The organism is Aminobacter sp. BA135 (assembly GCF_050859125.1).
GTDB lineage: Bacteria > Pseudomonadota > Alphaproteobacteria > Rhizobiales > Rhizobiaceae > Aminobacter > Aminobacter ciceronei.
Genome location: NZ_CP139572.1, coordinates 4,978,884 through 5,004,489, shown reverse-complemented (window position 1 = coordinate 5,004,489; position 25,606 = coordinate 4,978,884). Strand labels below are relative to the sequence as shown.

The following is a 25,606-nucleotide window of genomic DNA, read 5'->3' as shown; positions in this document are numbered from 1 at the left end:
CATGATGGACACGCCTATTGCTCAAAACGGAACCTTAGAGGCCGCCATATTTGCGCGTGTGAAAGGCAGGACGCCAGACGCAGATAATTTCAAGATCGTTTCCGTGCAAAGTAAATTCTTGAAGGGTAGCTTATATACAATCTCTTTTACGTCTGTGGGAGCCGCTGGCGTTGAGGGTTCTTTTATCAATAGGGTCTATGTTCATGGGAGAAGTATTGATGTGTACGGCTTTGATGAGCAGTTGCTTGCAATTGTCGGAGCAACGCACGATATAGGAGTTTTCGACAAGATTGTCGAACCAAAGACTGTCGCGGCAATAATAGCTATCGGAATTACTTTGCTTCTGATTGGGCTGTCGATCGCAAACTTGGTGAGAGGCACTCCGCAAGTGTTCCCGGAGTTTCTAACAAGCGGATTCTTGCTCATTCTTGGCTTCTATTTTGGGAAGAGCGTTGGGCAATCGGGCGCGGACAAATAAGTGGACTTGTCCGCAGATACCCGCCGACGGCACATCAAATTATACTCGGTTCTCCCATTTCTACCTGGCAGCCGACAAAATCCACTGCCCAAATCCCAGAACGCCCGTTTGCTCTGCTCCCTGCGATTTGGGCTGTCGATTTGAGGCGCCGGCGGCGCGGGCAGCCGGAAGCCGAATGGTCCGGCCGGCAGGCCACCGCGTTCGCTCCAGTAACCGTCGAGGTCGGCCTGCATCAGCTTCCTTCGCTTGCGGCGGCGCTGGTTGATGACATGGGTGGTATTGGACACCGCCAAAATATCAGGGGCGGACACCAGTCCGTGCAGGGCGAGCAGCATGGCGTCCTTGGGGCGCAGGCCGCCGAGGCAGCGGGTGGCTGATATGACGGCGCGTTTGGCGTCGGTGCCTTTCGGCCCCTGCATGCCGCCGATCGCCAGGCTTGGTCTGCCGTCCTCGCCGCGGACGAAGACAAAGCTGGCCGTCCACAATGTGTAGTCGTCGCTCGCCCGCGACAGCTTGATGGCAAAGACGCCCTCGTGGCGGCAGCCGCAGTGGTCGGCCAAAAGCATCTGCATATTGTAGGTTTCATGGCGACCGAAAACAGCGCCCATGTCGAGGCGTTCGCCGCGCCAGAGGGCGGCGAGGTCGTCATGGCGCAACAATTCGGCAGCTACCTGGAAATGCGTCTTCATCAGGCCGAGGCGAACAGGACTCGAAATACCGGTGACGAAAAAGACGTCGAGCGACTTGCGCAAAAGGTCGTCATGCGGCCGGCCCAGCGCCTGTTTCAGGGAAAAATCGCCGAGAAAGCTGACCCAGCCGAAGGTGCTGACCGGCCGACAGGCGAACCGCAAGCAGAACACCGCCGAGCGCTTGAGCGAGATGCGGGCGCCGAGGCTGAGCATCTGCAGGAAAACCGATGATCGGCGGCTTTCGCACCTCGTCGGCGACCGGGCGGGCAGCAGGCTGCGCTGGTCCAGTTCCGGTTTCCATTCGTGTCGCACGTGACAGCTCCTTCAGACTGCGTCTGCCGGCCCGGAACAGTGGGCTGGCGGAGCGATCTAAGGGGCGCTGCGCATTGCGCCTGCATTGCAAGACAGGCGTGTGCCGGCCGCGCTGATTCGAAATCTTCGCGGGAAACGGCCGGAAACGTCAGGAATTGTAGGTGAGTAGTAGGGTTCTGTTGCAGGATTGACGGAAAGCCGTCGAAATCGCGGACCGCTTGGCGTCCAGCCTAAAGCTGTGATTCGATCGGCAGGTAGCTGATCACCTTGGCCACCAGGCGCCGCCGCAGGCTGGCCTGCGGTTCGTGCCTGAGTTCGCGCGGCCCGCTGTCGGCGCTGTCGGTCCAGACCAGCCTGTCGCCGTGCAGGGACAGGCGGAAGGCGCTGCGCGGCGATGTCTGCGCCGAGATCACCGCCTCGACCTCGCGCGCCAGTTCCTCCTGCCTGAACAGCACGCCCATCTCGGTGTTGAGCGCGGCCGAGCGTGGGTCGAAATTGAAAGAACCGACGAAACCGGCCTCGCCGTCCGATATGAATGCCTTGGTGTGCAGGCTGGCACCCTTGGAGCCGAACAGCGACATGTCGGTGCGGTCCTCGTCGGGCTTCAGTTCGTAGATGCCGACGCCGTTCTCCAGCAGCGGCTTGCGGTAGCGGACATAGGCGCCGTGGACGGCGGCGACATCGGTTGCGGCCAGTGAATTGGTCAGCACCGTGACCTCGACACCTTTGCGGGCCAGCGCCGTCAGCTCGCGGGTGCCGGTCTCGCCGGGAATGAAATAGGGCGAGACGATGCGCAGTTGCCGCCGGGCCGAGGTCAGGATCGGCCGGATTGCCGTCATCAGCCAGCTGTCCTGGCCGGCACCCGATGCCTTTTCCGGCGGATCGGAGGCAACCGTCGCCTCGCTGGTCCAGCGCAGCCTGCCCATGCCTGACGACGACCATTCCCGGCTCTCCTCGGCAACGCGATGGATGTAGGGCTCCGCCAGGCCGGTCGTTGCCGTGCGCTCCAGCCGCTTGCGCAGGGCGGGAAGGTCGCCCCTTGCCATGCCGGTGACGTGACGGATCGGCAGCACCGCCTCGCTGTTCCAGAAGCGGTCGAAGATGGCCTCCGTCTGGTCGACAACAGGACCAGCGAGCAAAAGGTCCATGTCGCGGAAATTGGCGTCTTCCGAGGCATCGAAATAGGCGTCGCCGACATTGCGCCCGCCGACGATCGCCAGCCTGCCGTCGGCGACCCAGGCCTTGTTGTGCATACGCCTTGTGCTGCGCATGACGCGCAGCACAAGCTCCAGCCCGCGCTGCAGGCCAAAGGCGCGTGCCCAGCTCGGGTTGAACAGGCGAACCTCGATGTTGGCGTGGCTGTCGAGGGCGAGATAGTTCGGGTCGTAGCCCTTGGCGTTGATGTCGTCGAGGATCAGCCGCACGCGCACGCCGCGGTCGGCGGCAGCGAGGACCTCGCGGGCGAGCAGGCTGCCGGTCAGGTCGTCCTTCCAGTAGTAATATTGCAGGTCGAGGCTGCGCTGGGCGTGGCGCGCGGTGTAGGCCCTGATGGCGAAGGCATGCAGGTTGGACGACAAAAGCGCCAGTCCGCTCTGGCCGGGATGGTCGGCAAGCAGCGGGGTGATCAGCCGGTCGAACGGGGTGTCGCTGTCAGCCGTCGGCGATGCGCGGGAAGAAATGCCCTGGGCGCGCTTGGCGAAGCGGCCATAGGCATAGACCGCCAGCAGCGAGGCAATGACCAGGAGCCCGACAACTGCTATGACGACGGCGACGAGTTTCATGTGTCAGGCGGCCCAAGACCTTTCGATGGGAACCTTGTGCCGACGACAGCATTTCGGTGGAAGGCCATCGTGACGCATGTGGTAAACCTCGAATAGCTCGACCATATAGGTTACTGTTGGCGAAACGCCTGTCGCAACTGAACACGAATTTCCCAGAGATTCCAGACGAGTGATGGCTAGCAGACCAGGCTTTGAGATTTCAGCAGAAGCAGGTGCCGCGCACCGGTCCTCGACGCTGGAGCAGGGCGATACGTCGTTGCCGCCTGAGGCCGGCGCGCACAGCGAGATCGTCGTCGCCTCCTACAACGTCCACAAATGTGTTGGCCTCGACCGCCGTTTCGATCCGCAGCGCACGATGCAGGTCATTTCCGAGATCGGCGCCGACGTCATCGCCTTGCAGGAAGCCGACCAGCGCTTTGGCGACCGGGCAGGCCTGCTCGACCTGGAAGCGGTCGAGCGCGAGACCGGGCTTGTTCCGGTGCCGCTGGCCGGCCGGCGCAAGAGCCATGGCTGGCACGGCAACGTGGTCATGTTTCGCAAAGGTTCAGTCAGTTCGGCGCGGCAGATCGTGTTGCCCGGTGCGGAGCCACGCGGTGCCGTGGTCGTCGATCTCGAGCTCGAAGCCGGGCCGCTCCGGATCATCGCGGCGCATTTCGGCCTGTTGCGCCATTCGCGCAAGCTGCAGGCCGGAACGCTTCTGACCGCAGCCGAACTGCACAGCGACAAACCGACGGTTCTTGTCGGTGACCTCAACGAATGGCGGTTGGGCAAGCGCTCGTCGCTGCGCAGCCTGCAACCGGCTTTCGGGCCGATGCATGCCATCGTTCCGAGCTTTCCCTCGCGTTTCCCGGTGCTGGCGCTGGACCGCGTCATGGCGCGGCCGCACAGCCTGCTCACCGAGCTCGAAGCGCATGACACGGCACTGGCGCGCATCGCCTCGGATCACCTGCCGATCAAGGCGGTCATTCGGCTAAACGCCAAGGGCAACGGCCTCGCCGAGGCCGCCTGATCACTGCCCGACGAAGCAATCGCTGATCCGCGCCGCCTGTTGTCGACCTGCTCCGGGCGATCGTCCTTTGCCTTGACGTTGCCTGTCGGCAGCCCCTGACGGCAGCGCCGGCACAAGCCGGCAAGACCTGCTGTCGACGCCGATGATGCGCGACCGGGACGCGTGCGCTACATGATGTAGGGACAGATGCCTGCAAAATGAAGTTTCGACGTCAGGGACGAAGCGCATGGCCCAATTCCTGCCCCTGTCGCGGGCGGTCGCCGACAATCTCAACAGTGGCGACACCGTGGCCTTTGAAGGGTTCACGCATCTCATTCCCACCGCCGCCGCACATGAGGCGATCCGCCAGGGCTTCAAGGACCTGACGCTGGTGCGCATGACGCCCGACTTGATCTACGACCAGATGATCGGCATGGGCATGGCGAAGAAGGCCATCTTCTCCTACGCCGGCAATCCCGGCGTCGGCCTGCTGCGCCGCCTGCGTGACGCTGTCGAGAACGGTTTTCCGCATGCGCTCGAGATCGAGGAGCACAGCCACGCCGCCATGGCCAATGCCTATGAGGCGGGCGCCGCCGGCCTGCCTTGCGCCATCTTCCGCGGTTATCGCGGTGCCGAGCTCACCAAGGTCAATCCGAACATCAGGTCGGTGACCTGCCCGTTTTCAGGCGAGGTGCTGGCGGCGGTTCCGTCGGTTCGGCCCGACGTCACCTTCATCCACGCCCAGAAGGCCAACCGGCGCGGCGACGTGCTGGTCGAGGGCATCATCGGCATCCAGAAGGAAGCGGCCCTTGCCGCCAGGCGCGCTGTGGTGACCGTCGAGGAGGTGGTCGACAATTTCGACGACCTGCACCCCAACCTGACAGTACTGCCCAGCTGGTCGGTGACGGCGATCTCGGTCGTGCCGGGTGGGGCGCACCCGTCCTACGCGCATGGCTATTATGTCAGGGACAACGCGTCTTATCTGGAATGGGACGAGATCTCAGCCGACCGCGACCGTTTCCGCGAGTGGATGCAGACGAACGTCATCGAAAAGACCAGCGACGATTTCGCGGCCCGCGTCGAACATCTGAGGATCGTCGCATGAGCGTGACAGGCTTCAGCCCCAACGAAATGATGACAATTGCCGCGTCGCGTGCGCTCAAGGGCGACGATGTCTGCTTCGTCGGCATCGGCGCGCCCTCGGCGGCCTGCAATGTCGCCAGGCTGACCCATGCACCCGACATCACGCTGATTTACGAATCCGGCACCATCGGCACGGCACCCCACGTGCTGCCGCTGTCGATCGGCGACGGCGAATTGTGCGACACCGCCGTCACCACAGTCTCGGTGCCGGAAATGTTCCGCTACTGGCTGCAGGGCGGGCGCATCTCGATCGGCTTCCTGGGTGCAGCCCAGCTCGACAAGTTCGGCAACATCAACACGACGGTCATCGGCGATTACGCTCATCCGAAAACCCGCCTGCCCGGCGGCGGCGGTGCCCCCGAGATCGCGACGTCGTCGAAGGAAATCTACATCACCATGGCCCAGTCCAGGCGCGCCATGGTCGAGAAGATCGACTTCTACACCTCGTTCGGCCACGGCGACGGCGGCGACCACCGTCAACGCCTGGGCATCGACACCAAGGGGCCGACGTTGCTGATCACCGACCTGGCGATCTGGAAACCAGACCCCGTCACCAAAGAATTCACCGTCGTTTCGCTGCATCCGGGCGTCACCCGCAACAAGGTGCAGGAGACCTGCGGCTGGACGGTCAAGTTTGCCGACACGCTCGAGCAAACGCCCGAACCGACCGAACTGGAATTGACGACGTTGCGTGACCTCAAGGCCCGCAGCAGCGGCGCCGCCCACAAGGGCGCGGCTGTCGGCGCGAGGCAAGGATCGAAGGATGGCTGAGGCCTGCGTCCGCCGCCTATGAAAACGCCCGGCATTGCCGGGCATTTTTGTTTGCTTAGCCAATCAGGCTGAACAGGAATCGCAGGCTGATCAGCAACAGGAAGATGCCGAAGGCGACCTCCAGCTTCCGCTTTGACAGGGCATGGGCGAGCTTGGCTCCCAAAGGCGCGGTCAGCACGCTGGTCGGCACGAACAGGATCAGCCCGACGAGCGAGACATAGCCGAGCGACAGCGGGAACTGCAGCGCCGCGACATCGGGATATTCGGCGGCCCGCGGCCAGCCGGCATAGATGTAGCCGATCGCGCCGGGGATCGAGATCAGCACGCCGAGGCCTGAAGAGGTGGCGACCGCCTGGTGGATCGGCCGGCCATAGAAGGTCATGAACAGGTTGGAGAGCTGGCCGCCGCCGATGCCCATCAGGCTCGACAGCACGCCGATGACCCAGCCATAGATGTTCATGACGATCTTGCCCGGCATGTCGAGCCCGAGGCGCCACGAATCCTTGCCGAACAGCAGTCGGATCGCCGAAATGCCTGCAACCACCACGAACACCGCCTTGAACAGGTCGGCCGGCGCGTAGCGGGCGATCACGCTGCCCATGACGACGCCGACAATGACGGGAACAGCCCACTGCTTCAGGATCGCCATGTCGACCGCGCCCTTCGCGCGATGCGCGTTGAACGAGCGGATCGAGGTCGGGATGATGATCGCAAGCGAGGTGCCGACGCAGAGCGGCATGCGCACCTCTTCCGGCACGCCGACGGTCTGGAACAATTCGTACAGCACCGGCACGATGACGGTGCCTCCGCCGACGCCGAAGACGCCCGCGAGCAGGCCGGTGATGGCTCCGGCGCCGAGCAGGGCTACGGCGAGCCAGATGATTTCAAACGTCGATATGCCGGCCATGTAGGGGATCTCTTGGCAAGTGCGGAAGGTGCGAGGAGGGGCCTCGGCATGAACTGCCCCGGCTCCCCTCGCGAATGACGTTGCGACATATGACATGAAGAGCCGGACCAGTCTCCCCCTGAAAACAGGGCCAGCGGCTGGGCCGATCTCGGGCGAAATGACGGAACTGTTTCGCGCAAAACCACCTGGATGGGTAGTTGCCTGCCAAGTGTTGTATCCGTATGAATATAACGAATCGGTGGCCCGCGACGGGCTGGGCTAGTGGTGGAGGAAATTCTGATGTTCACGCGTAGGAGTTTTGGGGTGCGGCTTGCCGCGATGGCCGGTGGTCTCGCCGCCATACTGGCGCTTGGCCTACCGGCGGCGCGCGCCGATGGCGACGTCGTGGTGTTTGCGGCCGCCAGCCTCAAGAACGCGCTCGACGCCGTCGACACGGCCTGGAAGGCCGAGGGCGGCAAGACTGCCACCGCGTCTTATGCCGCGAGCTCGGCGCTGGCCAAGCAGATCGAAGAGGGTGCGCCGGCCGATGTGTTCATCTCGGCCGACCTCGACTGGATGAAGTATCTCGCCGACAAGAAGCTCATCAAGGACGGCTCCGAGGTGAAGCTGCTCGGCAACCGCATCGTGCTGGTGGCGCCGAAGGATTCGGCTGCCAAGGCTGACATCGCGGCGAATTTCGACCTCGCCGGCCTGCTCGGCGAAGGCCGCCTCGCCATGGGCGACGTCAAGGCAGTTCCTGCCGGCAAGTATGGCAAGGCAGCGCTCGAGAAGCTCGGCGTCTGGGGCTCGGTCGAAGGCAAGATCGCCCAGGCCGAGAACGTGCGCGCCGCCCTCAAGCTGGTGTCGACCGGCGAAGCCCCGCTCGGCATCGTCTACCAGACCGACGCCACCGCCGAGCCGGGCGTCAAGATCGTCGGCCTTTTCCCGGAAGAGACGCATCCTCCCATCGTCTATCCGGTTGGCGTGACGGCGGGCTCGAAGAACGCAGACGCCGAGGCGTATGTGAAATATCTTCAGTCCGCCAAGGCCAAGGAGCTGTTCGAGGCCCAGGGCTTCACCGTGCTGGCGCCGGTCCAATAGCGACTGGTTTACCCCTGTCGGTTAGGCTCTATCTTGTGACTGACGTCCCATTCCGCATCGCGGGGTGGGACGGATTTTTTGAGGGGATGCGAGCGGGGAATGCTGGACCTCACGCCTGACGAATGGAACGCGGTCCACTTGTCGATCAAGGTCGGGCTGTGGGCGATGGCTGCCAGCCTGCCATTCGGCATCGGCATCGCGCTGTTGCTGGCGCGCGGCAATTTCTGGGGCAAGTCGCTGCTCAACGGCGTCGTCCATCTGCCGCTGGTTCTGCCCCCCGTCGTCACCGGCTATCTGCTGCTGCTGAGCTTCGGGCGCCGGGGGCCGATCGGCTCCTTGCTCGACCAGTATTTCGGCATCGTCTTTTCGTTCCGCTGGACCGGTGCCGCACTTGCCTGCGCGATCATGGGCTTCCCCTTGATGGTGCGGGCCATCCGCCTGTCCATCGAAGCCGTCGACCGTCGTCTAGAATCGGCTGCCGGCACGCTGGGCGCCAGCCCGCTCTGGGTGTTTGCGACTGTGACGCTGCCGCTGATCCTGCCCGGGGTCGTTGCAGGCATGATCCTGTCCTTTGCCAAGGCGATGGGCGAGTTCGGCGCCACCATCACCTTCGTTTCCAACATCCCCGGCGAGACCCAGACGCTGCCCTCGGCGATCTACACCTTTACCCAGGTTCCCGGCGGCGATGCAGGGGCGATGCGGCTGACGCTGATCTCGATCGCCATTTCGATGATCGCGCTGGTCGTCTCCGAAATTTTCGCCCGCCGCATCGGGCAACGCGTGGATGCCGGCTGATGCTGTTCGTCGACATCCACCATCGCCTCGGCGCGTTCGACCTCGAGGCAAGCTTCCAAAGCGCCGGCCGCCTGACTGCTCTGTTCGGGCCGTCAGGCTCGGGCAAGACCTCGATCATCAACATCATCGCCGGGCTGATCCGCCCGGACAGCGGGCGCATCGTCATCGACGGAAAGACGCTGGTCGACACCGCGCAGCGCAGCTTCGTGCCCGTTTACAAGCGCCGCGTCGGCTTCGTCTTCCAGGACGCAAGGCTGTTTCCGCATCTCAGCGTGCGCTCGAACCTGCTCTATGGCCGCTGGTTCACGCCGGCTGCCGGGCGTTACGCCGAGTTCGACCGGGTCGTCGAGATGCTCGGCATCGGCCACCTCCTGGCGCGGCGTCCGGCGCTGCTGTCGGGCGGTGAAAAGCAGCGCGTCGCCATTGGCCGTGCGCTGCTGGCAAGCCCGAAGCTGCTGCTCATGGATGAGCCACTGGCTTCGCTCGATGACGCACGCAAGTCTGAGATCATGCCTTATCTCGAACGGCTGCGCGACGAGACGAAGATTCCGATCGTCTATGTCAGCCATTCCATCGCCGAGGTGGCGCGGCTTGCCACCGACATCGTCGTAATGGCCAACGGCAAGCTGGCAGCCAGCGGCCCGACCGGCGAGATCATGCGAAGGCTCGACCTGTTGCCGCCGGAAGAGGTGGGCGAGGGCGGCGCCGTGCTCGACATGAAAGTGCTCGGCCACGACGAAGCCTTCGGCATGACAGTGCTCGGCACCAGTGCCGGCGAAATGCGCGTGCCGCGCATCGACAGGCCGCTTGGTGCCGCCGTGCGTGTCCGCATCCGCGCCCGCGACGTGATGATCGGAACCGAACGGCCGCAGGGTCTCAGCGCGCTCAACATCCTGCCGGGGCGTATCGCCGAGATCAGCCAGGTCGATGGTACCCAGGTCGACCTCAAGCTCGACTGCCATGGCGACATCCTGGTGTCGCGCATCACCCGCCAGTCCTTCGAGGCGCTGCATCTTGCCGTCGGGCGCGAGGTGTACGCCGTCATCAAGACAGTTGCTTTCGACCGCGCCAATCTTTCTCCAGGGGCGCCGCTTGTGCTAACCAGCGACTGACTGGAGCGAGCCGATGCCATCTCTGACCTTGCGACTTTATCTCGACCCGACGGGACGTCTCGGTCCGGGCAAGGTCGAACTGCTCGAGCAGATCGCCGCTACCGGCTCGATCTCGGCTGCAGCGCGCGCGATGGAGATGTCCTACAAGCGCGCCTGGGACCTGGTCGAAGAGATGAAGGACATGTTCGGCAAGCCGCTGGTGGCTGCCAAGACCGGCGGCAAGCATGGCGGTGGAGCCGAGCTGACACCTGTCGGCGAAGACGTCGTGCGCCGGTTCCGCGACATGGAGCGCGCGGTCCACGCGGCGGCAGCGCCTTACGTCGAGGCGCTGCAGGCCGAAGCCGATACGAAGTAGCTACTTGCCGAGTTCGATCGAGCGCAGCCGGGCCGCTTCGACGGCTTCGATGAGCAGGGTCTTGAGGCGATCGTCACCCATCAGCACGCCAAGGGCTGCCGCCGTCGTGCCGTTCGGGCTGGTCACCTGGCGGCGCAGCACGGCCGGATCCTCGCGGCTTTCGGCGGCCAGGTTCGCCGCGCCATAGACGGTCTGCATGGCCAGAAGCGCTGCCGTCTTCGGTGGCAGGCCGGCATTTTCAGCCGCTGCCGTCAGGCACTCGATGAAATGGAAGATATAGGCCGGGCCCGAACCTGAGACGGCGGTGACCGCATCCATCAGGCCCTCGTCGGCGATGGTGGCGACTTCGCCGCTGGCCGACAGAAGGTCGCCGACAACCTCCTTGGCCGCTTCCGAGACGTGCTCGTTGGAATAGACAACCATCATGCCCTTGCCGATGGCTGCCGGCGTATTTGGCATGCAGCGCGCGATCGGCGTATGGCTGCCGAGGATGTCGGCGAAGGTGGCGACCGGTGTACCCGCGGCGACCGAGACGAAGGTCGCCTTGCCGTTGCCGAAGCGGCGATAGCCCGAGATGACCTCGCGGATGACCTGCGGCTTGACAGCGATGACGACGATCTCGGGGTCTGCATCGGCCGGGATGCCGCCGACTTCCGAGGCGACACGGCTGCCGAGATCGGCGGCACGGGCGCGCAGCTCCGCGTTGGGCTCGACAACGAAAGTTTCCTCGGGCGCGAGCTTACCCGAGTTGAGCCAGCCCGTGAGCATGGCGTAGCCCATGTTGCCGCAGCCGGCGAGGATCAGTCTGATGGTCATGCAAAGCCTCCGAACACAACTGACATAGACCGTCTTGGAGCCATGCGGAAGGGTGCAACGCCACTTCAGCGTGTGTGGTCCAGCACCCTGGTGAAGGCATTGGTGAAGGTGACGCCGCCATGCGGGCCGGCTTCGGCGAGGGCCACGTCCATGAAGGCGTCGGTGACGCGCGCAAGTGCGAAGCCGCCCATGTAGGCGGCCTTCGGCTTGAACAGGTCGAGCCCGTCGCGCTTGTAGATCATCGGCGTCTCGTGCTGGTGGCCGTGGAAGACGCCGATCACGTTGTGGCCGGCGATCGCCGAGCGCAGCGCGCGGCGGTCGTCGTCGCTCCACCAGTGCGGCTTGCCGCTGCCGGTGTCGTCGAATGTATGGGCGTCCGCGTCCCAGCGCTCGGTCGAGAACGCATCCCAGCCATAGTGCTGGAACAGGATCACCGGCCGCCCGTCGCCGGCGTTGTCGTCCAGGTCCCGCTTCAGCCAGTCGAGCGCACTGACGGCGCCCTTGGCGATGTCGCCGGCGAAGCGGTGCGTCTGCACCAGGTGCAGGCCGCCCCAATCCCAGGAGTAGCAGTCGGACAGCATGTCGTAGTTGGCCGCCGGCACCGGCGGCTTGAAGAACACGCTGGGCCGATGGTTGATCTCGACATAGTCGCGCATCTCGCGCCGGTACCAGTCGACATGCGGCGGCGGGCCGTCCTGGTCGAGGTCGTGGTTGCCGAGGCCGACATAGACGGGCACATGCACGCGGTCCGGTCCGGCGCCCTCCTGGTAGCGCTGGCTGAACTGGAGCAGTTGCGTGCCTTCATGCGGCTGGGTCACCTGGCCGCCGCCATCGTCGGTCATGTCGCCGCCGACGACGAGGCCGAGCGGTCGCCCGATCTTTTGCCCCGCACTTGCCAGACTGCTCGCCACGCCGCCGATCTGGCGCGGCCAGACGAACGCACTGATCTCGTTCAACGCCGCGATATGCCGGCGCAGGTTCTGGTCGGTCTTGCCTTCGGTCTGGCAATTCGGACTGAGACCGCTGGCCATGCGGCAAGCGTGGATGTCGGCAGCAAACAGGAATGTCGCATCGGTTCGCGGCCGACTGGCGCTGCGCCCCGCAGACGTTCCGAGCAGCGAAGCCAAGCCGAAACCCAGCGTCTGGGCGAGCATCCGGCGTCGTGAAACCAGGGTGGCCATGCCCGAGAATGGCGCGGCCGCCGGGGCGGAGCAAGCGCGTTCTGTCAGCCGATGCTCTTGTGGATGACCATGCGCGAGACCATCCGCAGCCCCAGGACACCGAAGACGAAGAACATCCAGACCGGGTCGATGCGGCGGAAGAAGAAGCTTTCGAGGAAGGCATTGAGCGCGGTGAACAGCACCACCATCATGAAGAAGTCGCCGAGGAAGACGTTCTCCTTGTAGAGCGGGATGCGCATGTAGTCGCGCAGCGGCGCGATCAGGAAGACATAGACGGCGACGGCAAGTGCCGGCAGGCCCATGGTCACCGCGATGTCGATATAGCCGTTGTGGCCGTGCACGATGAAGCGGATGTCCCAGCCCTGGTCGTAGGCATGGCCGATTCCGGTCACCAGCGGCGTGCGCCAGAAGCTTTCATAGCCATATCCGAACCACGGTTTCTTGGCGATCATCTCGCCAGCGAAGGCCCAGACCGTCGTGCGCCCGGTGTAGGTGAGTTCGGGAAAATGGTGCGCGGCAAGCTGCTGCAGCGGTTCGATGAAGACGATGCCGAGCGTTGCGAATGCCGTGCCGACGACGGCCAGCGCAAACAGCAGCGGCGTGCCGAGCCGCATGCCGATCATTCCGGGCAGAAGCACGAGCATGATCGACAGCGGCACCAGCCCGGCTGTCGTCTTCGATCCGGTGTGCACCATGAAGAACATCGACATGGCCAAAAGCATGTAGCCCGACCAGCGCCAATGCCTTCGGATCAGGTAGATGCCGGCGAAGCTGAAGCAGGCCATGACGGGCGCTGCAATGTTCTTGTGGCTGAAGGCGCCGCGCCACAAGCCGGAATGCTCGGGCTCGAAGCCGTCGGCGCCGTGGATCGCCACGCTGGGATAAAGGATGACGCCGGCGTAGCTCAGCCCGACGATGAGGAAGCCGGCGACAACCAGCACGGTCGAGAAGGAATCGCCATCGCGCGGCAAGGCAAGCACGGTTGCCATGGCGGTGATGCCGATGAGAGTGAAACTTGCCGCCCGGAACGCCGCATTTGGGTCGGCGGCTTCACCGACCGATATCAGGAAGAAGCACAGCAGGACGACCCAAGGCAGCCCGACAATGGCGCGCAACCGGGACGGATTGGCCATGGTCACCAACGCAAACATGGCGAAGGCGCCGAGCGATCCGAAGCCCAACTGGTTGACGATGTCGCCGCCTTCGATCGCACCAGCGCCCGCCGGCTGGAACGGCCTGAACGAAACGATGACGATGGTCAGCACCGTCGTCGCGATCGCGGTGGCGACGCCCGATGCCGTGAACGCCGCCGTCAGCGGCGGCGCATCAGTTCTTCTCGGGCTGACGATACTGCTCATTGGCATAACCAAATTCGGCCATCACACGGCCAAGCGCCACATGGATCGGGTACACGGCGACCGATGGCGATCCGGTCTCGATAAGGCGCTTCATTGCACGTAATGGCGAGGCGCCAAGCAGCGCCAGGCTTTTCAGGAAGACGCGTGTGTTGGCGAACGGCGTGCCGGCATATTTCTTCTTGGCGACGAGCGTCGAGATGACGCCGTTGCGCAGGCCGCGTGCCCGGATCCAGTCGGCCTCGGTGCGCCGTGCCGGAACCGTCTCGAACAGCTTCGCTTCCGCGCACCAGCCGAGCTTGAAACCCTTCTGTGACGAGCGGCTCAGGAAATCCGAGTCGCCGCCGCCCATGAAGTTGAAGCGCAGGTCGAGATGGGGCGGGCCCATGGCCAGAAGCACGTTGCGGCTGACCAGCAGGTTTCCCGAGGAGTAGAGCGCGCCGACCTCAGCGGTGACGGAATAGGGCGGGGCAAACACCGGATGTCTCGCCCAGACCTGATGCCCGGGATCTGAAAAGACTGGCACCTGCGGCCCACCGACGATGTCGACGCCGAGGCGTTCGGCAGCCAGGCACATGGTTTCGAGCCACATCGGATCGGCCAGCTCGTCGTCGTCAATGACCAGCAGCCGCGAGAAATTCGGAAAGCGCAGCAAGGCGGTGTGCCAGCCGGCATTGTAGGCGCTGCAATTGCCGCGTTCATGCGCGACGATGACCAGCCCGGGCATCGCCCCGCTTTCAAACAGCGGCAAGGCCGCGTGCATGCCTTCGTTGCCTTCGTCGTCATTCTCCATGACGATGACGGCGAACCGGCGCGTGGTCTTTTGCCGGGCCAGCGAATCGAGCGTTGCCAGCACTTGCTGTGGCCGGCGAAAGGTTGGCAGCGTGACCACCACCTCGACGTCGTCCACTGCCAGTGCAGGCGAAGTGCCGGCAATGGTCACGGACTTGAGTGGAGGTATAGCATTCATGACAAGCTGCCGGTTATTGATGCCTCTTCGCTATCATGGGCGCCATAACGGTCAGTTAAACACGCCGGAAGCAAACTGCGGATTGCCGGGCAGGTTCCACAAGCGGCTGAAATTGCTTAATGAAGACTTCACCGCGCTTTGTTAGGGCATAGGCAGGAACTGTCGTGATGCATCTGCTGTTTGCCACATCCATCGTGCCTGACGGAGCACTCTCATCGGGCTACGAGATCGCCAACCAGGCGATCATCGATGCGCTGCGCCGGGCCGGCGTGCGTGTAACCGTGCTTGGCTTCGGCTGGCCGGGCAAACCGCCGTCAGACCCCGAAAACACGATCTTGCTCGGCGCGCTCGACGTGCGCACCGATGCCGCCCCCTTGCAGCGCAAGCTGGGCTGGCTGGCGAATGCGGTTGCCTCCGGGCTGACTTTCGCTTCGGCCAAGCTGCGCATCGTTTCGGACGAAACGGTGCGCCAGGCGATCGCGTCGGCAGGCCCGTTCGACGGCTACATCCTCAATTCGGTCCAGATGGCGGCGGCGTTCGAAAGCCTGTTTCGGGACCGGCCTTCGATCTTCGTCGCGCACAATGTCGAATTCCGCTCCGCCGCCGAGAACGCGCGTGCCGCCAACGGCGCCTTCCAGCGCCTGTTGTTCCGCCGCGAGGCAAGGCTGCTCGAAGTCATTGAAAGGCGTCTGTGTCGCAATGCGCGCTTCGTCTTCACACTCGCCGAAGAGGATCGCGCCGAATTGGGCGTTGCCTCCGACACACGCTCGGTGGCGCTGCCGCTGGTCACCCGGTCACAGCTTCCGGCACACCAGGGCAAGCGCGACATCGACTGCGATGCAGCACTCATCGGTACCTGGACCTGGGAGCCGAATCGCATCGGCCTCGACTGGTTCCTCGGCAAGGTCGTGCCGCACCTGCGCAACGATTTCCGCATCCGTATCGCCGGCAGTGTTCCCGCAGGGGTGTCCACGCCACATCCCGGCGTCACATTTGTCGGCCGCGTGCCGGATGCCCAGGCCTTTGTGCGCAGCGCCGCCGTCATCCCGCTCATCAGCACCTCGGGCAGCGGCGTCCAGCTCAAGACGATTGAGACGTTCGAACTCGGCCTGCCGTCGGTGGCAACCGCGCATTCGCTGCGCGGCATCGCCTACAAGCCAGCCAATTGCACCATGACCGACGATCCCGTAGCCTTCGCCAGGGCGCTTGAACGAACCGTCGATCAGAAGGTCGCTGAAGTCGACGGTTCGGACTTCCATCGCCGGCAGATCGCCGCTCTCGACCTGGCTGTGGCACGTGGCCTCGCCAGCTTCGGCACAGGCGTACACGAGGTGGCGGCGTGAGCATGACGATTTCGAAAGCGGCCGCATCCTACCGCAGCATTCTTGGTATCCGGGTTGCCAGCTTGCGGCGCGACGAGGCGATCTCGCTGCTGATTGAGAAGATCAGGGGCAGGAGCTTCACCAAGGTCAGCTTCCTCAATGCCCACAACGCCAATATCGCCTGTTCCGACAAGGATTTCGCCGCCGTCCTGAACGATTTTCTCGTGCTGGCCGACGGCATCGGTGTCGACATCGCCGCGCGCTGGCTCTATGGCGCGCCGTTCCCTGACAATCTCAACGGCACGGATTTCGTCCCCGACCTCTTGAAGGCGAGCGACAAGCCGCTGACCGTGGCACTCCTGGGCGCCAAGCGTGCCAATGCCGAGCGGGCGGCGGCGCGGCTGGGCCAGATCGCCCCGCATCACAAGATCGTCGTCGTCCATGACGGCTTCTTCACGCCTCAGGAAGAGCCTGGGATCGTCGCTGCCATCGGCAGCCTTCGCCCTGACATCCTGCTTGTTGCCATGGGGGTGCCGCGCCAGGAAATGTGGATCGCGCGGCACATGCGCCCTGAACATTGCACATTGCCGATTGCCGTCGGCGCGCTGCTGGATTTCCTCAGTGGCTCGGTTCCGCGCGCGCCGGCCTGGATGCGCCGGCTCCGCCTGGAGTGGCTGTTCCGCCTGCTCATCGAACCGGGCCGGCTGTGGCGGCGCTATGTCGTCGGCAACCCGCTGTTCCTGTTTCGCGTGCTGCGCCAGAAGATCCGTGGGGGAGGGCAGTCTTGAACGCCAAGGCCATGTCTCCAGCCCCGGACGCTGCACTGATCACGGCGAGCTACGCCGCCGATTTTGAACGCTGCCGCCTGCTGTGCGAGACCGTCGATCGCCATGTCACCGGCGCCTCGCATCACTATCTCCTGGTCGAGCACCGCGACGTCGCGCTGTTCCAGCAGCTCGAGGGCAAGCGCCGCACGGTCATCGACGAGCGGGAGCTCTTGCCGTCCTGGCTGCGCGACATTCCCGATCCGACGAGCCTGTTCAAGCGCCGCATCTGGCTCAGCCTCAAGGCGCCGCCGCTGCGTGGCTGGCATGTGCAGCAGCTCAGGCGCATGGCGATCGCTGAAAGCATCGAGCAGGAAACCCTCGTTTACGTCGATTCCGACGTGGCTTTCCTCAGGCCTTTCGATTGCGCCCGGTTCTGGCTGGGCGGCAAGCTCAGGCTGTTCCGGCGCGATGGCGTGCTGCTGAAACCCGGTCATGACAACCATCGCGTCTGGTCGGCCAACGCTGCCGCTGTGCTCGGCATCGCCGCGCCCGAGATTTCGCCGCATGACTACATCTCGACGCTGATCGCCTGGCGCCGGTCGTCGGTGCGCGACATGCTGGCCCGCATCGAACAGGTCAGCGGACGGCATTGGGTCGAGGCGGTGAGCGCGCGGCGCAAGTTCTCCGAATGCATGATCTATGGCCGCTTCGTCGACGAGGTCGCCGATGGCGCCGGACATTATGTCGGTGCGGAAGAGTTCTGCCGTGTCCACTGGACAGGCACGCCGCTGACCGATGTGCAGTTCGAGGCCTTCGTCGCCGCCATGTCGCCGGAGCAGGTGGCGATCGGCATGCAGTCATTCATCGGCACCGATCTCGGCCGTATCCGCAGGCTTGTTGCTGCCTGAGGCCCAAAGCAATTCCAGGAAAAGTGCGCAGCGGTTTTCCGTCCGGAATTGCGTAAAGCAAGAAGCAATTCCAGGAAAAGTGCGCAGCGGTTTTCCGTCCGGAATTGCGTAAAGCAAGAAGCAATTCCAGGAAAAGTGCGCAGCGGTTTTCCGTCCGGAATTGCGTAGACGCAGAGAGAAGGAGAGACACCGCGATTCGAAGATGCGCGGTGCCTCCCTAGATCGCCTTGGCCCGCCGCCGCAGCGCCGTGTAGGTGACGGCGGCCGACGCCAGGTAAAGCAGCGAGAACATGCCGTTCAGCATCCACACCAGCGTTTCGGTGTCGGCGACACGCATCAGCAACAGCGACAGCAACGCTGCCTTGAGGCCTGCCAGCATGGCGAGATTGGCGGCGCGGATCAGCGTCTGGCCGCGCGCGAACAGAAGCTCGGCGTGATACTCGACGAGATTGCGCAGGGCCGGCACGAACAGCGCCAGTCCGACCAGCGGGGCCGCCTCGGCGACGTTGCGGCCGAGGAAGTTGGGATAAAAGTACAGTACCACGGCGAGGAACAGCAGGGCCGAGGTCGAGACGATCAAAATGCCCGCCTCGATGCCAATCTTGACCTTCAGCCTGGCAAGCATTTCGGGCATGCGCATCATGCGCTGGACCAGCATCATCGAGAAAGTGCGGATCGGGATGGCGGTCAGGTCGACCAGCCGCATGACGATGGCATAGATCCCGGCGAGATGCGGGCCGCCCATGGCCAGCACCAGCAGCTTGTCGAACTCCATCTGCAGGTAGAACAGCACTTCGGCACCGGCGACATAGATCGAATCCGACAGCCGACGCCAGTAAAGGTCAGGTGTCAGCCTGAGCCGCTGGCGCGGATAGAAGAAGCCGAAGGCGAGCGCGAGGGAGACAAGGTTCGAGCCGATGTAGAACCCGGCCCAGGCGCCGACCGTATGGCTTGGCCAGAAGATGAACAGGGCAGCAGCGGCCGCCTTGATCGCGGCGGTCAGGATCGCCAGGACAGCCGCCCGGCCGAAGCGGCCGAGGCCGTTGTTGACGATCATCGCCACTTCGACCGGTCTCCACAACAGCGCCTCGGCAAAGATGACGGCGGCAAAGATGGCGGCCGGCATGGATGTCGAAAAGAACAGGAACCATGTCAGCGCCGAGGCGGCCACCAGCACCGGCAGCGACAGCGCGGCGAGCATCAGGAAACCGGCGGTGTAGCTGCCGATCAGGCGGGGCCTTATCGTTGCCGTGCGGTAGAGCGCCGAGATGAAACCGAAGGCCAGCGTTCGCGACAGCATGACGCCAGCGGCGGAGGCGGTAGCAAACAGGCCGAAATCGGCGATCGACAGCGTGTTGGCGAGCGCGATGAAATAGATCAGCGAAAACACCAGCCGGCCCATCGAGCCGCTGATCGCCGAGAAGTAGTCGCGCAGGACCGCCTGCCGCTGCACGACGAAACTGCCGATCCGCTGGCGCAGCGTCGTGCGCGATATGTCGTTCGCCTTGGTCATGATCCAGTTGAACGATAAAAGCCAAAGCTTAATGTGCCGTTCTGCGATGAAGCTCTATATACTGCCGCAAAGCAGGAATTAACGTTTTGTTACCCATGTCTGTTTAGCGTGGCTTAACGACCGGACAGGTGATCCGGAATAGACTTTTGGAAGTTGCCCGCATGGCCGAATCTGGAAACCGCGAGGACTGGAGGCGCAAGCGCTCGTTGCTTGCGCTGGACCGGGACGACGCCGATCCGAAGCCGCGAGGCTCGTCGCTGCTGTCGATGTCAGCGGAAGACGACATTGGCCAGGAAGATTTCCAGGATCCCGCGACCCGCCATCGCATGGCGCGTTTCCGGCGCGAGGCCGAACGTGCTGCCCGCGAGCAACTGGCCGAAAAGCCGGCCGCACCGGAGGCACAGCCGGTTGCCGCACAGCCGATGGAAGCTGTGTCCGCATTCGCAAGCGACAAGCCTGCACCGACACAGTCTTCGATGATCGGCACCTGGCGCGACAGGGCGATCGGCTCAGTCGCTCCGGCGCCGCTTGCTGCCATGCCTCAGCCCTCTGTCGAGCCATCCGCACAGCATGGCGATCACGACGACGTCCGCTGGCAACCGCTGATCGACCCGATGGCGGTGATCGGCGGCATCACCCGTTCGAAACTGCTGATCGCCTCGACGACGCTCGCCGGCGCGCTGCTGGGTGTCGCACTCGCTCTGTCGACGCCCAAGAAATACGAAGCGTGGACCGAGATGATCGTCGATCCGCGCAACCTCAGGCTTTCGGACAAGGAACTGACGGTCGGCGACTTGCCATCGGACGCGACGCTGGCGGTGGTCGAAACCCAGGTGCGCCGGCTGACCTCCGGCTCCGTTCTGGTCAAGGTTGTCGACAAGCTCAATCTGGCCGAGGACCCGGAATTCAACGGCAAGGCTGGCGGCGGCTTCAGCATTCGCGGTTTTGTGAGTTCGCTGATCTCTTCCAACCAGCAGACGGGCGACGACCCCGGGCGGCGGCATGCGCTGGCCGCCGAACATCTCTATGAAGCGTTGTCCATCCAGCGTGACACCAACACCTTCGTCATCTCGGTCGGGGCAAAGACGCAAGATCCCGAGAAGTCGGCGCTGATCGCCAACACGATGACGGATGTCTTCATCCAGACTTTCGGCGAGTTGCAGGCCGGAACGGCCGGACGCGCGACCGACGAGCTGACCCGCCGCCTCGACGACCTGCGCAAGTCGGTTGAGACAGCCGAGCGCAAGGTCGAGGCGTTCAAGGCCGAGAACGAACTCATCAATCCGCAAGGGCGCCTGATCACCGACGATGAGATCCAGCGCGTCAACGACCAGCTGACCGCGGCACGAGCCCGCACGCTCGAACTCAACGCGCGCGCCTCCTCGACCCGCGACCTCGGTGTCGATTCGGTGCTTGCAGGCGCGTTGCCCGAAGCGATCGGCTCGCCGGCAATTACCGAATTGCGCGCGCAATATGCGGCGCTGACCCAGGAAGCGGACCGGGCCGCCGTCAGGCTTGGCCCGCGCCATCCCGAGCGTTTGGCTGTCGATGCACAGCTCAGCGGGGCACGCGAGCGTATCGCCAACGAACTGCGCCGGGTCGCCGGCTCCATCCAGGTCGACCTCAAGCGCGCTGTCCAGACGGAACAGGAGCTCGCGGCCCGCCTTGCCCAGCTCAAGGTGCGCCAGAGCGATGTCGGCGGCGAAATGGTCACGCTGCGCGAGCTCGATCGCGACGTTGCCGCCAAGCGCGCCGTCTACGAGGCAACGCTGCTGCGGGCACGCGAGACCGGCGAGCAGAGGGACATCAATTCGGGCAATGTGACAATCATATCGCCGGCATCGCCGCCGCTGCAGTCGACCGGTCCGTCGCGGGCGATGATTGCGCTGGGCGGCATGCTGCTCGGTTTTGCCTCCGGCATAGGCTTCGGTGCCATGCGCGGGGCGCTGCAGAGCCTGCGCACCACGGCGAGGCGACGCAACCGGGCGAAGCCCGAAATGCGCCACGAACCGGCAGCCGCGAACAACCAGCCGGACAACCGCGTCGAGGCGACCGCCGCAAGGGTCGATGCGACCCCGGTGATGCCGTCGGCGACCGGTCCTGTCGCCGCCGCAGATCCGATCGTCGACAACCGGCAGCCGCCGCAGTCGTGGCAGGCGCAGCCGATGCAGCAGCAGCCCGGGTACCAGGCGCCGCAGGGCGATCTTGACCCATCCTATGTGCCGCAACCGCGGCCTGGTTATTACGAACAGCCACAGCAGCAACCGGACTACGCCGCTGCTCAGCAGTACCGCCCGTCCTATCGGCAGCGGCCGCCGGAACATTACTCCACGCCGCCGGCAGCGCCCCGAGCCGATGCGCCCGCGCCGCAGAGCCAGATCGACGAGATCAGCGAAAGCCTGCGCGAGGTTCGCAAGGAATTGAACCTTCTCAGGGAGCGGCGCTCGCGCCGCTACTTCTGAAATTCTTCCATGCGGTTTCGAGTTTACGGCACCGGACGCCGCAATGGCGAGGTTGCGGGTCGAAAATTTGATGACAATGCCGCCCGAAGCATGCCGCAGACGGAGTAAAGCCATGGCTGAGATCATTGACGGAAAGAGTGTCGCAGCCGAGGTCGTCGAAGGCGTCAAGAAGTCAGCGGCCACGCTTGCCGCGCATGGCGTGAAGCCGGGACTGGCGGTGGTCATTGTCGGCGAGGATCCGGCGAGCCAGGTCTATGTCGCCAACAAGTCGCGCACATCAAAGGAATGCGGCTTCCATTCGGTCCAGCACACGCTTGCCGCCGAGACCTCCGAAGCCGATCTCGTCGCCCTCGTCGAGAAGCTCAACGCCGACCCCGCGATCCACGGCATCCTCGTCCAACTGCCGCTGCCCGGCCATATCGACGCCGGCAAGATCATCCAGACGATCGCGCCCGACAAGGACGTCGACGGCTTCCACTTCATCAATGTCGGCAAGCTCGCCACAGGTGAGCTCGACACAGCACTGGTGCCCTGCACGCCGTTCGGCTCGATGCTGTTGATCGAACGCAAGCACGGCAAGGATCTGTCCGGGCTCAGCGCCGTCGTCGTCGGACGGTCCAACATCGTCGGCAAGCCGATGGCCAATCTGCTGCTCGCGGCCAACGCCACCGTGACGATCGCCCACAGCCGCACCAAGGATCTGCCGGCTCTGTGCCGCACTGCCGACATTCTCGTCGCTGCCGTCGGCCGGCCCGAGATGGTCAAGGGCGACTGGGTCAAGCCGGGCGCCACCGTCATCGACGTCGGCATCAACCGCATTCCCGCACCCGACAAGGGCGAAGGCAAGTCCAGGCTGGTCGGCGACGTCGAGTTCGCCTCGGCGGAAAAGAGCGCGGGCGCCATCACGCCGGTTCCCGGGGGCGTCGGTCCGATGACCATCGCCATGCTGATGGCCAACACGCTGGTGTCGGCCTATCGCCACGCCGGCCTCGAACAACCGGGCTTCTGAATGATCGCGGCGTTGTTGAAACCGGCGCCGCTTCCTTGCTCAACCCGGCGCGTTCTGTAGATTTGGTCGCGATGTCAGAGCCCCACCCCGAAGGCCGCCAGTTCGCTTTCCTGCTGGTCGACAAGTTCTCGATGTTCTCGCTGGTTGCCGCCATCGACACATGTCGGTCGGCCAATCGTCTGCTTGGCCGCGACGTCTATGGCTGGACCACGGTGTCGGCCGACGGCGAGGCGGTGATCGCCTCCAATGGCCTGCCGCTCAAGGTCGACTATTCCGTCGCTGACGTGCCGGCGGTCGACATCATGTTCGTCTGCGTCGGCGTCGCCACCGAATTTCCTGGCAAGAGCAAGGTGCTCGGCGCGCTTCGTTCCTGGGGCCGGCGCGGCGCTGCTCTGGGCGCGCTGTCGGTCGGCTCCTATCTGTTGGCCGAAGCCGGCCAGCTCGACGGCTACCGCTGCACCATCCACTGGGAAAACCGCGCCGGTTTCATGGAGAAGTTCCCTGACATCGAGTGCACCAACAACGTCTTCGAGATCGACCGCAAGCGCTACACCTGTGCCGGCGTCACCACCTCGATCGACCTGATGCTCGAGATCATCAAGCGCGATTTCGGCGCCAACCTCGCCAACGAGGTTGCCAACCAGTTCCAGCACGAGCGCATCCGTTCGGCCGGCGACCGCCAGCGCGTTGGCCCCGAACGTGACCTCACCGGCAAGTCGGACAAGCTCAAGCGCATCGTCGAACTGATGGCCGACCATCTCGACGAGCCCCTGTCGGCGGTGCAACTGGCAAAGACGGCCGGGCTGTCGGTTCGCCAGGTCGAGCGCCTGTTCCTGCGCCATCTCAATGTGACGCCTGGCCGTTATTACATGCGGCTCAGGCTCGAGCGCGCGCGCGAATTGCTGCGCCAGACCAACATGCCGATCCTCGACGTGGCGATCGCCACCGGCTTCACCTCGCACTCCTATTTCGCGCAAAGCTATCGGTTGCAGTTCGGCCGTCCGCCGAGCGAAGAACGCCGCACCACCTATTGATCAGCCTCAGGGTTGTCAGCCCAATGGCCGTTGTTTAGCTTCGCGGCATTCAAAACTGAATCGGCGAGGGGCAGCATGAAGGCGTTTACACGAGGCATCCTGGCGTCTGTCCTCATGCTGTCGGGACTGGCAAGTGCCAATGCCGCCGACCGCGCCATCATCGTACTCGATGCCTCCGGCTCGATGTGGGGCCAGATCGACGGCAAGCCGAAGCTGGAAATCGCCCGCGAGGCGCTGCGTTCGGTGCTGACCACCATTCCGGCCGATACCGAACTCGGGCTGATGGCCTATGGCCATCGCGAAAAGGGCAGCTGCACCGACATCGAACTGGTGGTGCCGCCGGCATCCGGCTCGGCATCGGCGATCACCGCTGCCGCAGACAGCATGAAGTTCCTCGGCAAGACGCCATTGTCCGCCGCCGTCAAACAGGCTGCCGAAGACCTCAAATACACCGAGGACAAGGCGACGGTGATCCTGATCACCGACGGGCTCGAAACCTGCAACGCCGACCCTTGCGCTTTGGGCAAGGAGCTGGAACAGTCGGGTGTCGATTTCACCGCCCATGTCGTCGGCTTCGGCCTGACGGCGGAAGAGGGCAGGCAGGTCGCCTGCCTCGCCGAAAACACCGGCGGCAAATACATCCAGGCAACCGACGCCAAGGGTCTGGAAGATGCGCTTGTGCAGACCGTTGCCGCGCCGGCAGCGGCCCCGGAACCTGCGCCTGCGCCGGAACCGGCCAAGCCGGAGTTCAACTTCGTTCCCGAACTGACGCTGGCCGAAGGCGGAGCGCCGCTGAAGGACGCCGGCAACGCCTGGGAAATCTACAAGGCCAATGCCGACGGGTCCAAGGGCGAACGCCTCACCACCGAATACAACAACTACAAGGGATCGCTTGAAGCCGGTGACTACGTCATCCGTGCGACGCTGGGCGAGGCGGCGGTCGAACAGCCGCTGAAGGTCGAGGCCGGCCAGGCCTACAAGCCGCTTTTCGTGCTCAATGCCGGCACGCTCGTCGTCAGGCCACGCCCCAGCGAAGGCGCCGACATCGTCGACGGTGCCGCCGTCGTGCTCGACTTCCCTGGTGGTGACCACCCGGCGACCTATTACGGCCAGACCAAGGTGGTGCTGCCTGCCGGCGAAACCAAGCTGAAGGTCACAATCGGCCAGGGCGAGGCCAATGAGACGATCCAGCTTGCTGCCGGCCAGACCGTCGAAAAGGACATCATCGTCGGCGTCGGCCATGTCGTGGTCAATGCGATCTATGCCGAGGGCGCCGACAAGGTCGACGCCGGAGGTCTCGACGTCAGGGTCTACAAGGCGAAGAAAAAGATCGACGGCACGCGCGACCAGGTCACCTATGGCTACGGTCCGGACAACAAGTTCGACCTGCCCGCCGGCGACTATGTCCTGGTCGCTCGCATGGACCAGGCCGAGGCCGAACAGCCCTTCAATGTCCGGGTCGGCGAGCAAGGCCAGGTGACCGCCGTGCTCGGCGCCGGCGTGCTGGCGATCGATGCGCCCGGCGCCAAGGAAATCCGCGTCTTTGCGGCCAAGAAGGACATCCAGGGCAATCGCCAGGGTTTTGGCTACGCCTACGACCAGAAGCACCAGACGACCTTGCCGGCTGGCGACTATGTCGTCGAGGTCGATCGCGGCGATGCCGGCAAGAAGGAAGGTTCGGCGACCGTCAAGGCCGGCGAGCGCAGCGAGCTGACAATCCAATAGGCCGGAGCGCAGCGAGCTGACAATCCAATAGGCCGGAGCGCAGCGAGCTGACGATCCAATAAGCTGGAGCGCAGCGAGCTGACGATCCAGCAGGCTTGCAACCGGGCGAGGTCGCGGCTATTTAGAGCGCGCA

Annotated in this window: 23 protein-coding genes; 15 read left to right on the top strand and 8 right to left on the bottom strand. The window is 64.2% G+C overall.

The genetic code is table 11. The features are described from left to right. Position 1 precedes the first annotated feature (1 nt). Complete coding sequence (locus SLT36_RS24385; RefSeq protein WP_432284809.1) at positions 2–478, top strand: hypothetical protein; 477 nt, start codon at positions 2–4, stop codon at positions 476–478. Here SLT36_RS24385 and SLT36_RS24380 read toward each other — a convergent pair. Further along, complete coding sequence (locus SLT36_RS24380; protein WP_432288465.1) at positions 436–1,380, bottom strand: DUF535 family protein; 945 nt, start codon at positions 1,378–1,380, stop codon at positions 436–438. The genes SLT36_RS24385 and SLT36_RS24380 overlap by 43 nt on opposite strands. A 329-nt stretch (positions 1,381–1,709) precedes the next feature. Next, positions 1,710–3,260 (bottom strand): phospholipase D family protein, encoded by a 1,551-nt coding sequence (locus SLT36_RS24375; protein ID WP_432284808.1) that lies wholly within the window; start codon positions 3,258–3,260, stop codon positions 1,710–1,712. 172 nt (positions 3,261–3,432) lie between these two features. Between SLT36_RS24375 and SLT36_RS24370 the strand changes: the two genes are divergently transcribed. The 3 genes from SLT36_RS24370 to SLT36_RS24360 all read left to right on the top strand — a co-directional run bounded on the left by SLT36_RS24370 (position 3,433) and on the right by SLT36_RS24360 (position 6,162). Beyond that, a complete protein-coding gene (locus SLT36_RS24370) occupies positions 3,433–4,269 on the top strand; it encodes an endonuclease/exonuclease/phosphatase family protein (protein WP_432284807.1) in 837 nt (278 codons plus the stop codon). Positions 4,270–4,495: 226 nt separating this feature from the next. Beyond that, positions 4,496–5,353, top strand: a complete 858-nt coding sequence (locus SLT36_RS24365; protein ID WP_432284806.1) for a CoA transferase subunit A — start codon at positions 4,496–4,498, stop codon at positions 5,351–5,353. Then, positions 5,350–6,162 carry a CoA-transferase subunit beta gene (locus SLT36_RS24360; protein ID WP_432284805.1) on the top strand — a complete coding sequence of 271 codons (813 nt, stop codon included), beginning with the start codon at positions 5,350–5,352 and terminating at the stop codon, positions 6,160–6,162. The genes SLT36_RS24365 and SLT36_RS24360 overlap by 4 nt, the downstream gene beginning before the upstream one ends. Before the next feature lie 55 nt (positions 6,163–6,217). Here SLT36_RS24360 and SLT36_RS24355 read toward each other — a convergent pair whose 3' ends face one another. Next, the gene (locus SLT36_RS24355; protein WP_432284804.1) at positions 6,218–7,069 is read right to left on the bottom strand and encodes a sulfite exporter TauE/SafE family protein; all 852 of its coding nucleotides are present in this window, start codon (positions 7,067–7,069) and stop codon (positions 6,218–6,220) included. Between the two features lie 279 nt (positions 7,070–7,348). On the opposite strand from SLT36_RS24355, the gene modA reads away from it, so the two are divergent. The 4 genes from modA (at position 7,349) to SLT36_RS24335 (ending at position 10,411) form a co-directional block, all read left to right on the top strand. Then, entirely contained in the window at positions 7,349–8,149 is an 801-nt protein-coding gene (modA, locus tag SLT36_RS24350; protein WP_432284803.1) for a molybdate ABC transporter substrate-binding protein, read from the top strand. 99 nt (positions 8,150–8,248) lie between these two features. After that, positions 8,249–8,944, top strand: a complete 696-nt coding sequence (gene modB, locus SLT36_RS24345; RefSeq protein WP_192318308.1) for a molybdate ABC transporter permease subunit — start codon at positions 8,249–8,251, stop codon at positions 8,942–8,944. Beyond that, positions 8,944–10,056 carry a molybdenum ABC transporter ATP-binding protein gene (modC, locus tag SLT36_RS24340; RefSeq protein WP_432284802.1) on the top strand — a complete coding sequence of 371 codons (1,113 nt, stop codon included), beginning with the start codon at positions 8,944–8,946 and terminating at the stop codon, positions 10,054–10,056. Before modB ends, modC begins: the two co-directional genes overlap by 1 nt. Positions 10,057–10,069: 13 nt before the next feature. Beyond that, a complete protein-coding gene (locus tag SLT36_RS24335; RefSeq protein ID WP_310327870.1) occupies positions 10,070–10,411 on the top strand; it encodes a winged helix-turn-helix domain-containing protein in 342 nt (113 codons plus the stop codon). On the opposite strand, the gene proC is transcribed toward SLT36_RS24335, so the two are convergent. The 4 genes from proC to SLT36_RS24315 all read right to left on the bottom strand — a co-directional run bounded on the left by proC (position 10,412) and on the right by SLT36_RS24315 (position 14,733). Further along, complete coding sequence (gene proC / locus SLT36_RS24330) at positions 10,412–11,227, bottom strand: pyrroline-5-carboxylate reductase (RefSeq protein WP_432284801.1); 816 nt, start codon at positions 11,225–11,227, stop codon at positions 10,412–10,414. Between the two features lie 65 nt (positions 11,228–11,292). Further along, positions 11,293–12,381, bottom strand: coding sequence for a metallophosphoesterase (locus SLT36_RS24325; RefSeq protein ID WP_432284800.1), 1,089 nt, complete (start codon positions 12,379–12,381; stop codon positions 11,293–11,295). Positions 12,382–12,452: 71 nt separating this feature from the next. Beyond that, positions 12,453–13,766 carry an O-antigen ligase family protein gene (locus tag SLT36_RS24320; protein WP_432284799.1) on the bottom strand — a complete coding sequence of 438 codons (1,314 nt, stop codon included), beginning with the start codon at positions 13,764–13,766 and terminating at the stop codon, positions 12,453–12,455. After that, complete coding sequence (locus tag SLT36_RS24315) at positions 13,735–14,733, bottom strand: glycosyltransferase family 2 protein (RefSeq protein ID WP_432284798.1); 999 nt, start codon at positions 14,731–14,733, stop codon at positions 13,735–13,737. The genes SLT36_RS24320 and SLT36_RS24315 overlap by 32 nt, the downstream gene beginning before the upstream one ends. A 167-nt stretch (positions 14,734–14,900) precedes the next feature. Between SLT36_RS24315 and SLT36_RS24310 the strand changes: the two genes are divergently transcribed. The 3 genes from SLT36_RS24310 to SLT36_RS24300 are packed head-to-tail and all read left to right on the top strand — an operon-like array spanning position 14,901 to position 17,730. Beyond that, on the top strand, positions 14,901–16,076 hold the full coding sequence (locus tag SLT36_RS24310; RefSeq protein ID WP_432284797.1) for a glycosyltransferase: 1,176 nt from the start codon (positions 14,901–14,903) through the stop codon (positions 16,074–16,076). A 2-nt stretch (positions 16,077–16,078) separates the two neighbouring features. Beyond that, positions 16,079–16,843 carry a WecB/TagA/CpsF family glycosyltransferase gene (locus tag SLT36_RS24305; protein WP_432284796.1) on the top strand — a complete coding sequence of 255 codons (765 nt, stop codon included), beginning with the start codon at positions 16,079–16,081 and terminating at the stop codon, positions 16,841–16,843. A gap of 11 nt (positions 16,844–16,854) precedes the next feature. Then, positions 16,855–17,730: a DUF6492 family protein gene (locus tag SLT36_RS24300; RefSeq protein WP_432288463.1), complete on the top strand. Its 876-nt coding sequence runs from the start codon at positions 16,855–16,857 to the stop codon at positions 17,728–17,730. Between the two features lie 217 nt (positions 17,731–17,947). Here the strand turns inward: SLT36_RS24300 and SLT36_RS24295 are convergent, their stop codons facing one another. Next, a complete protein-coding gene (locus SLT36_RS24295) occupies positions 17,948–19,243 on the bottom strand; it encodes a lipopolysaccharide biosynthesis protein (RefSeq protein ID WP_432284795.1) in 1,296 nt (431 codons plus the stop codon). A gap of 161 nt (positions 19,244–19,404) precedes the next feature. Between SLT36_RS24295 and SLT36_RS24290 the strand changes: the two genes are divergently transcribed. From SLT36_RS24290 to SLT36_RS24275, 4 genes are all read left to right on the top strand, one after another. Continuing rightward, the gene (locus tag SLT36_RS24290; RefSeq protein WP_432284794.1) at positions 19,405–21,705 is read left to right on the top strand and encodes a GNVR domain-containing protein; all 2,301 of its coding nucleotides are present in this window, start codon (positions 19,405–19,407) and stop codon (positions 21,703–21,705) included. A 112-nt stretch (positions 21,706–21,817) separates the two neighbouring features. Beyond that, a complete protein-coding gene (gene folD / locus SLT36_RS24285) occupies positions 21,818–22,714 on the top strand; it encodes a bifunctional methylenetetrahydrofolate dehydrogenase/methenyltetrahydrofolate cyclohydrolase FolD (RefSeq protein ID WP_432284793.1) in 897 nt (298 codons plus the stop codon). Between the two features lie 71 nt (positions 22,715–22,785). Then, a complete protein-coding gene (locus tag SLT36_RS24280; RefSeq protein WP_067967057.1) occupies positions 22,786–23,748 on the top strand; it encodes a GlxA family transcriptional regulator in 963 nt (320 codons plus the stop codon). 75 nt (positions 23,749–23,823) lie between these two features. Next, the gene (locus tag SLT36_RS24275; protein ID WP_432284792.1) at positions 23,824–25,473 is read left to right on the top strand and encodes a vWA domain-containing protein; all 1,650 of its coding nucleotides are present in this window, start codon (positions 23,824–23,826) and stop codon (positions 25,471–25,473) included. Positions 25,474–25,606 lie beyond the last annotated feature (133 nt).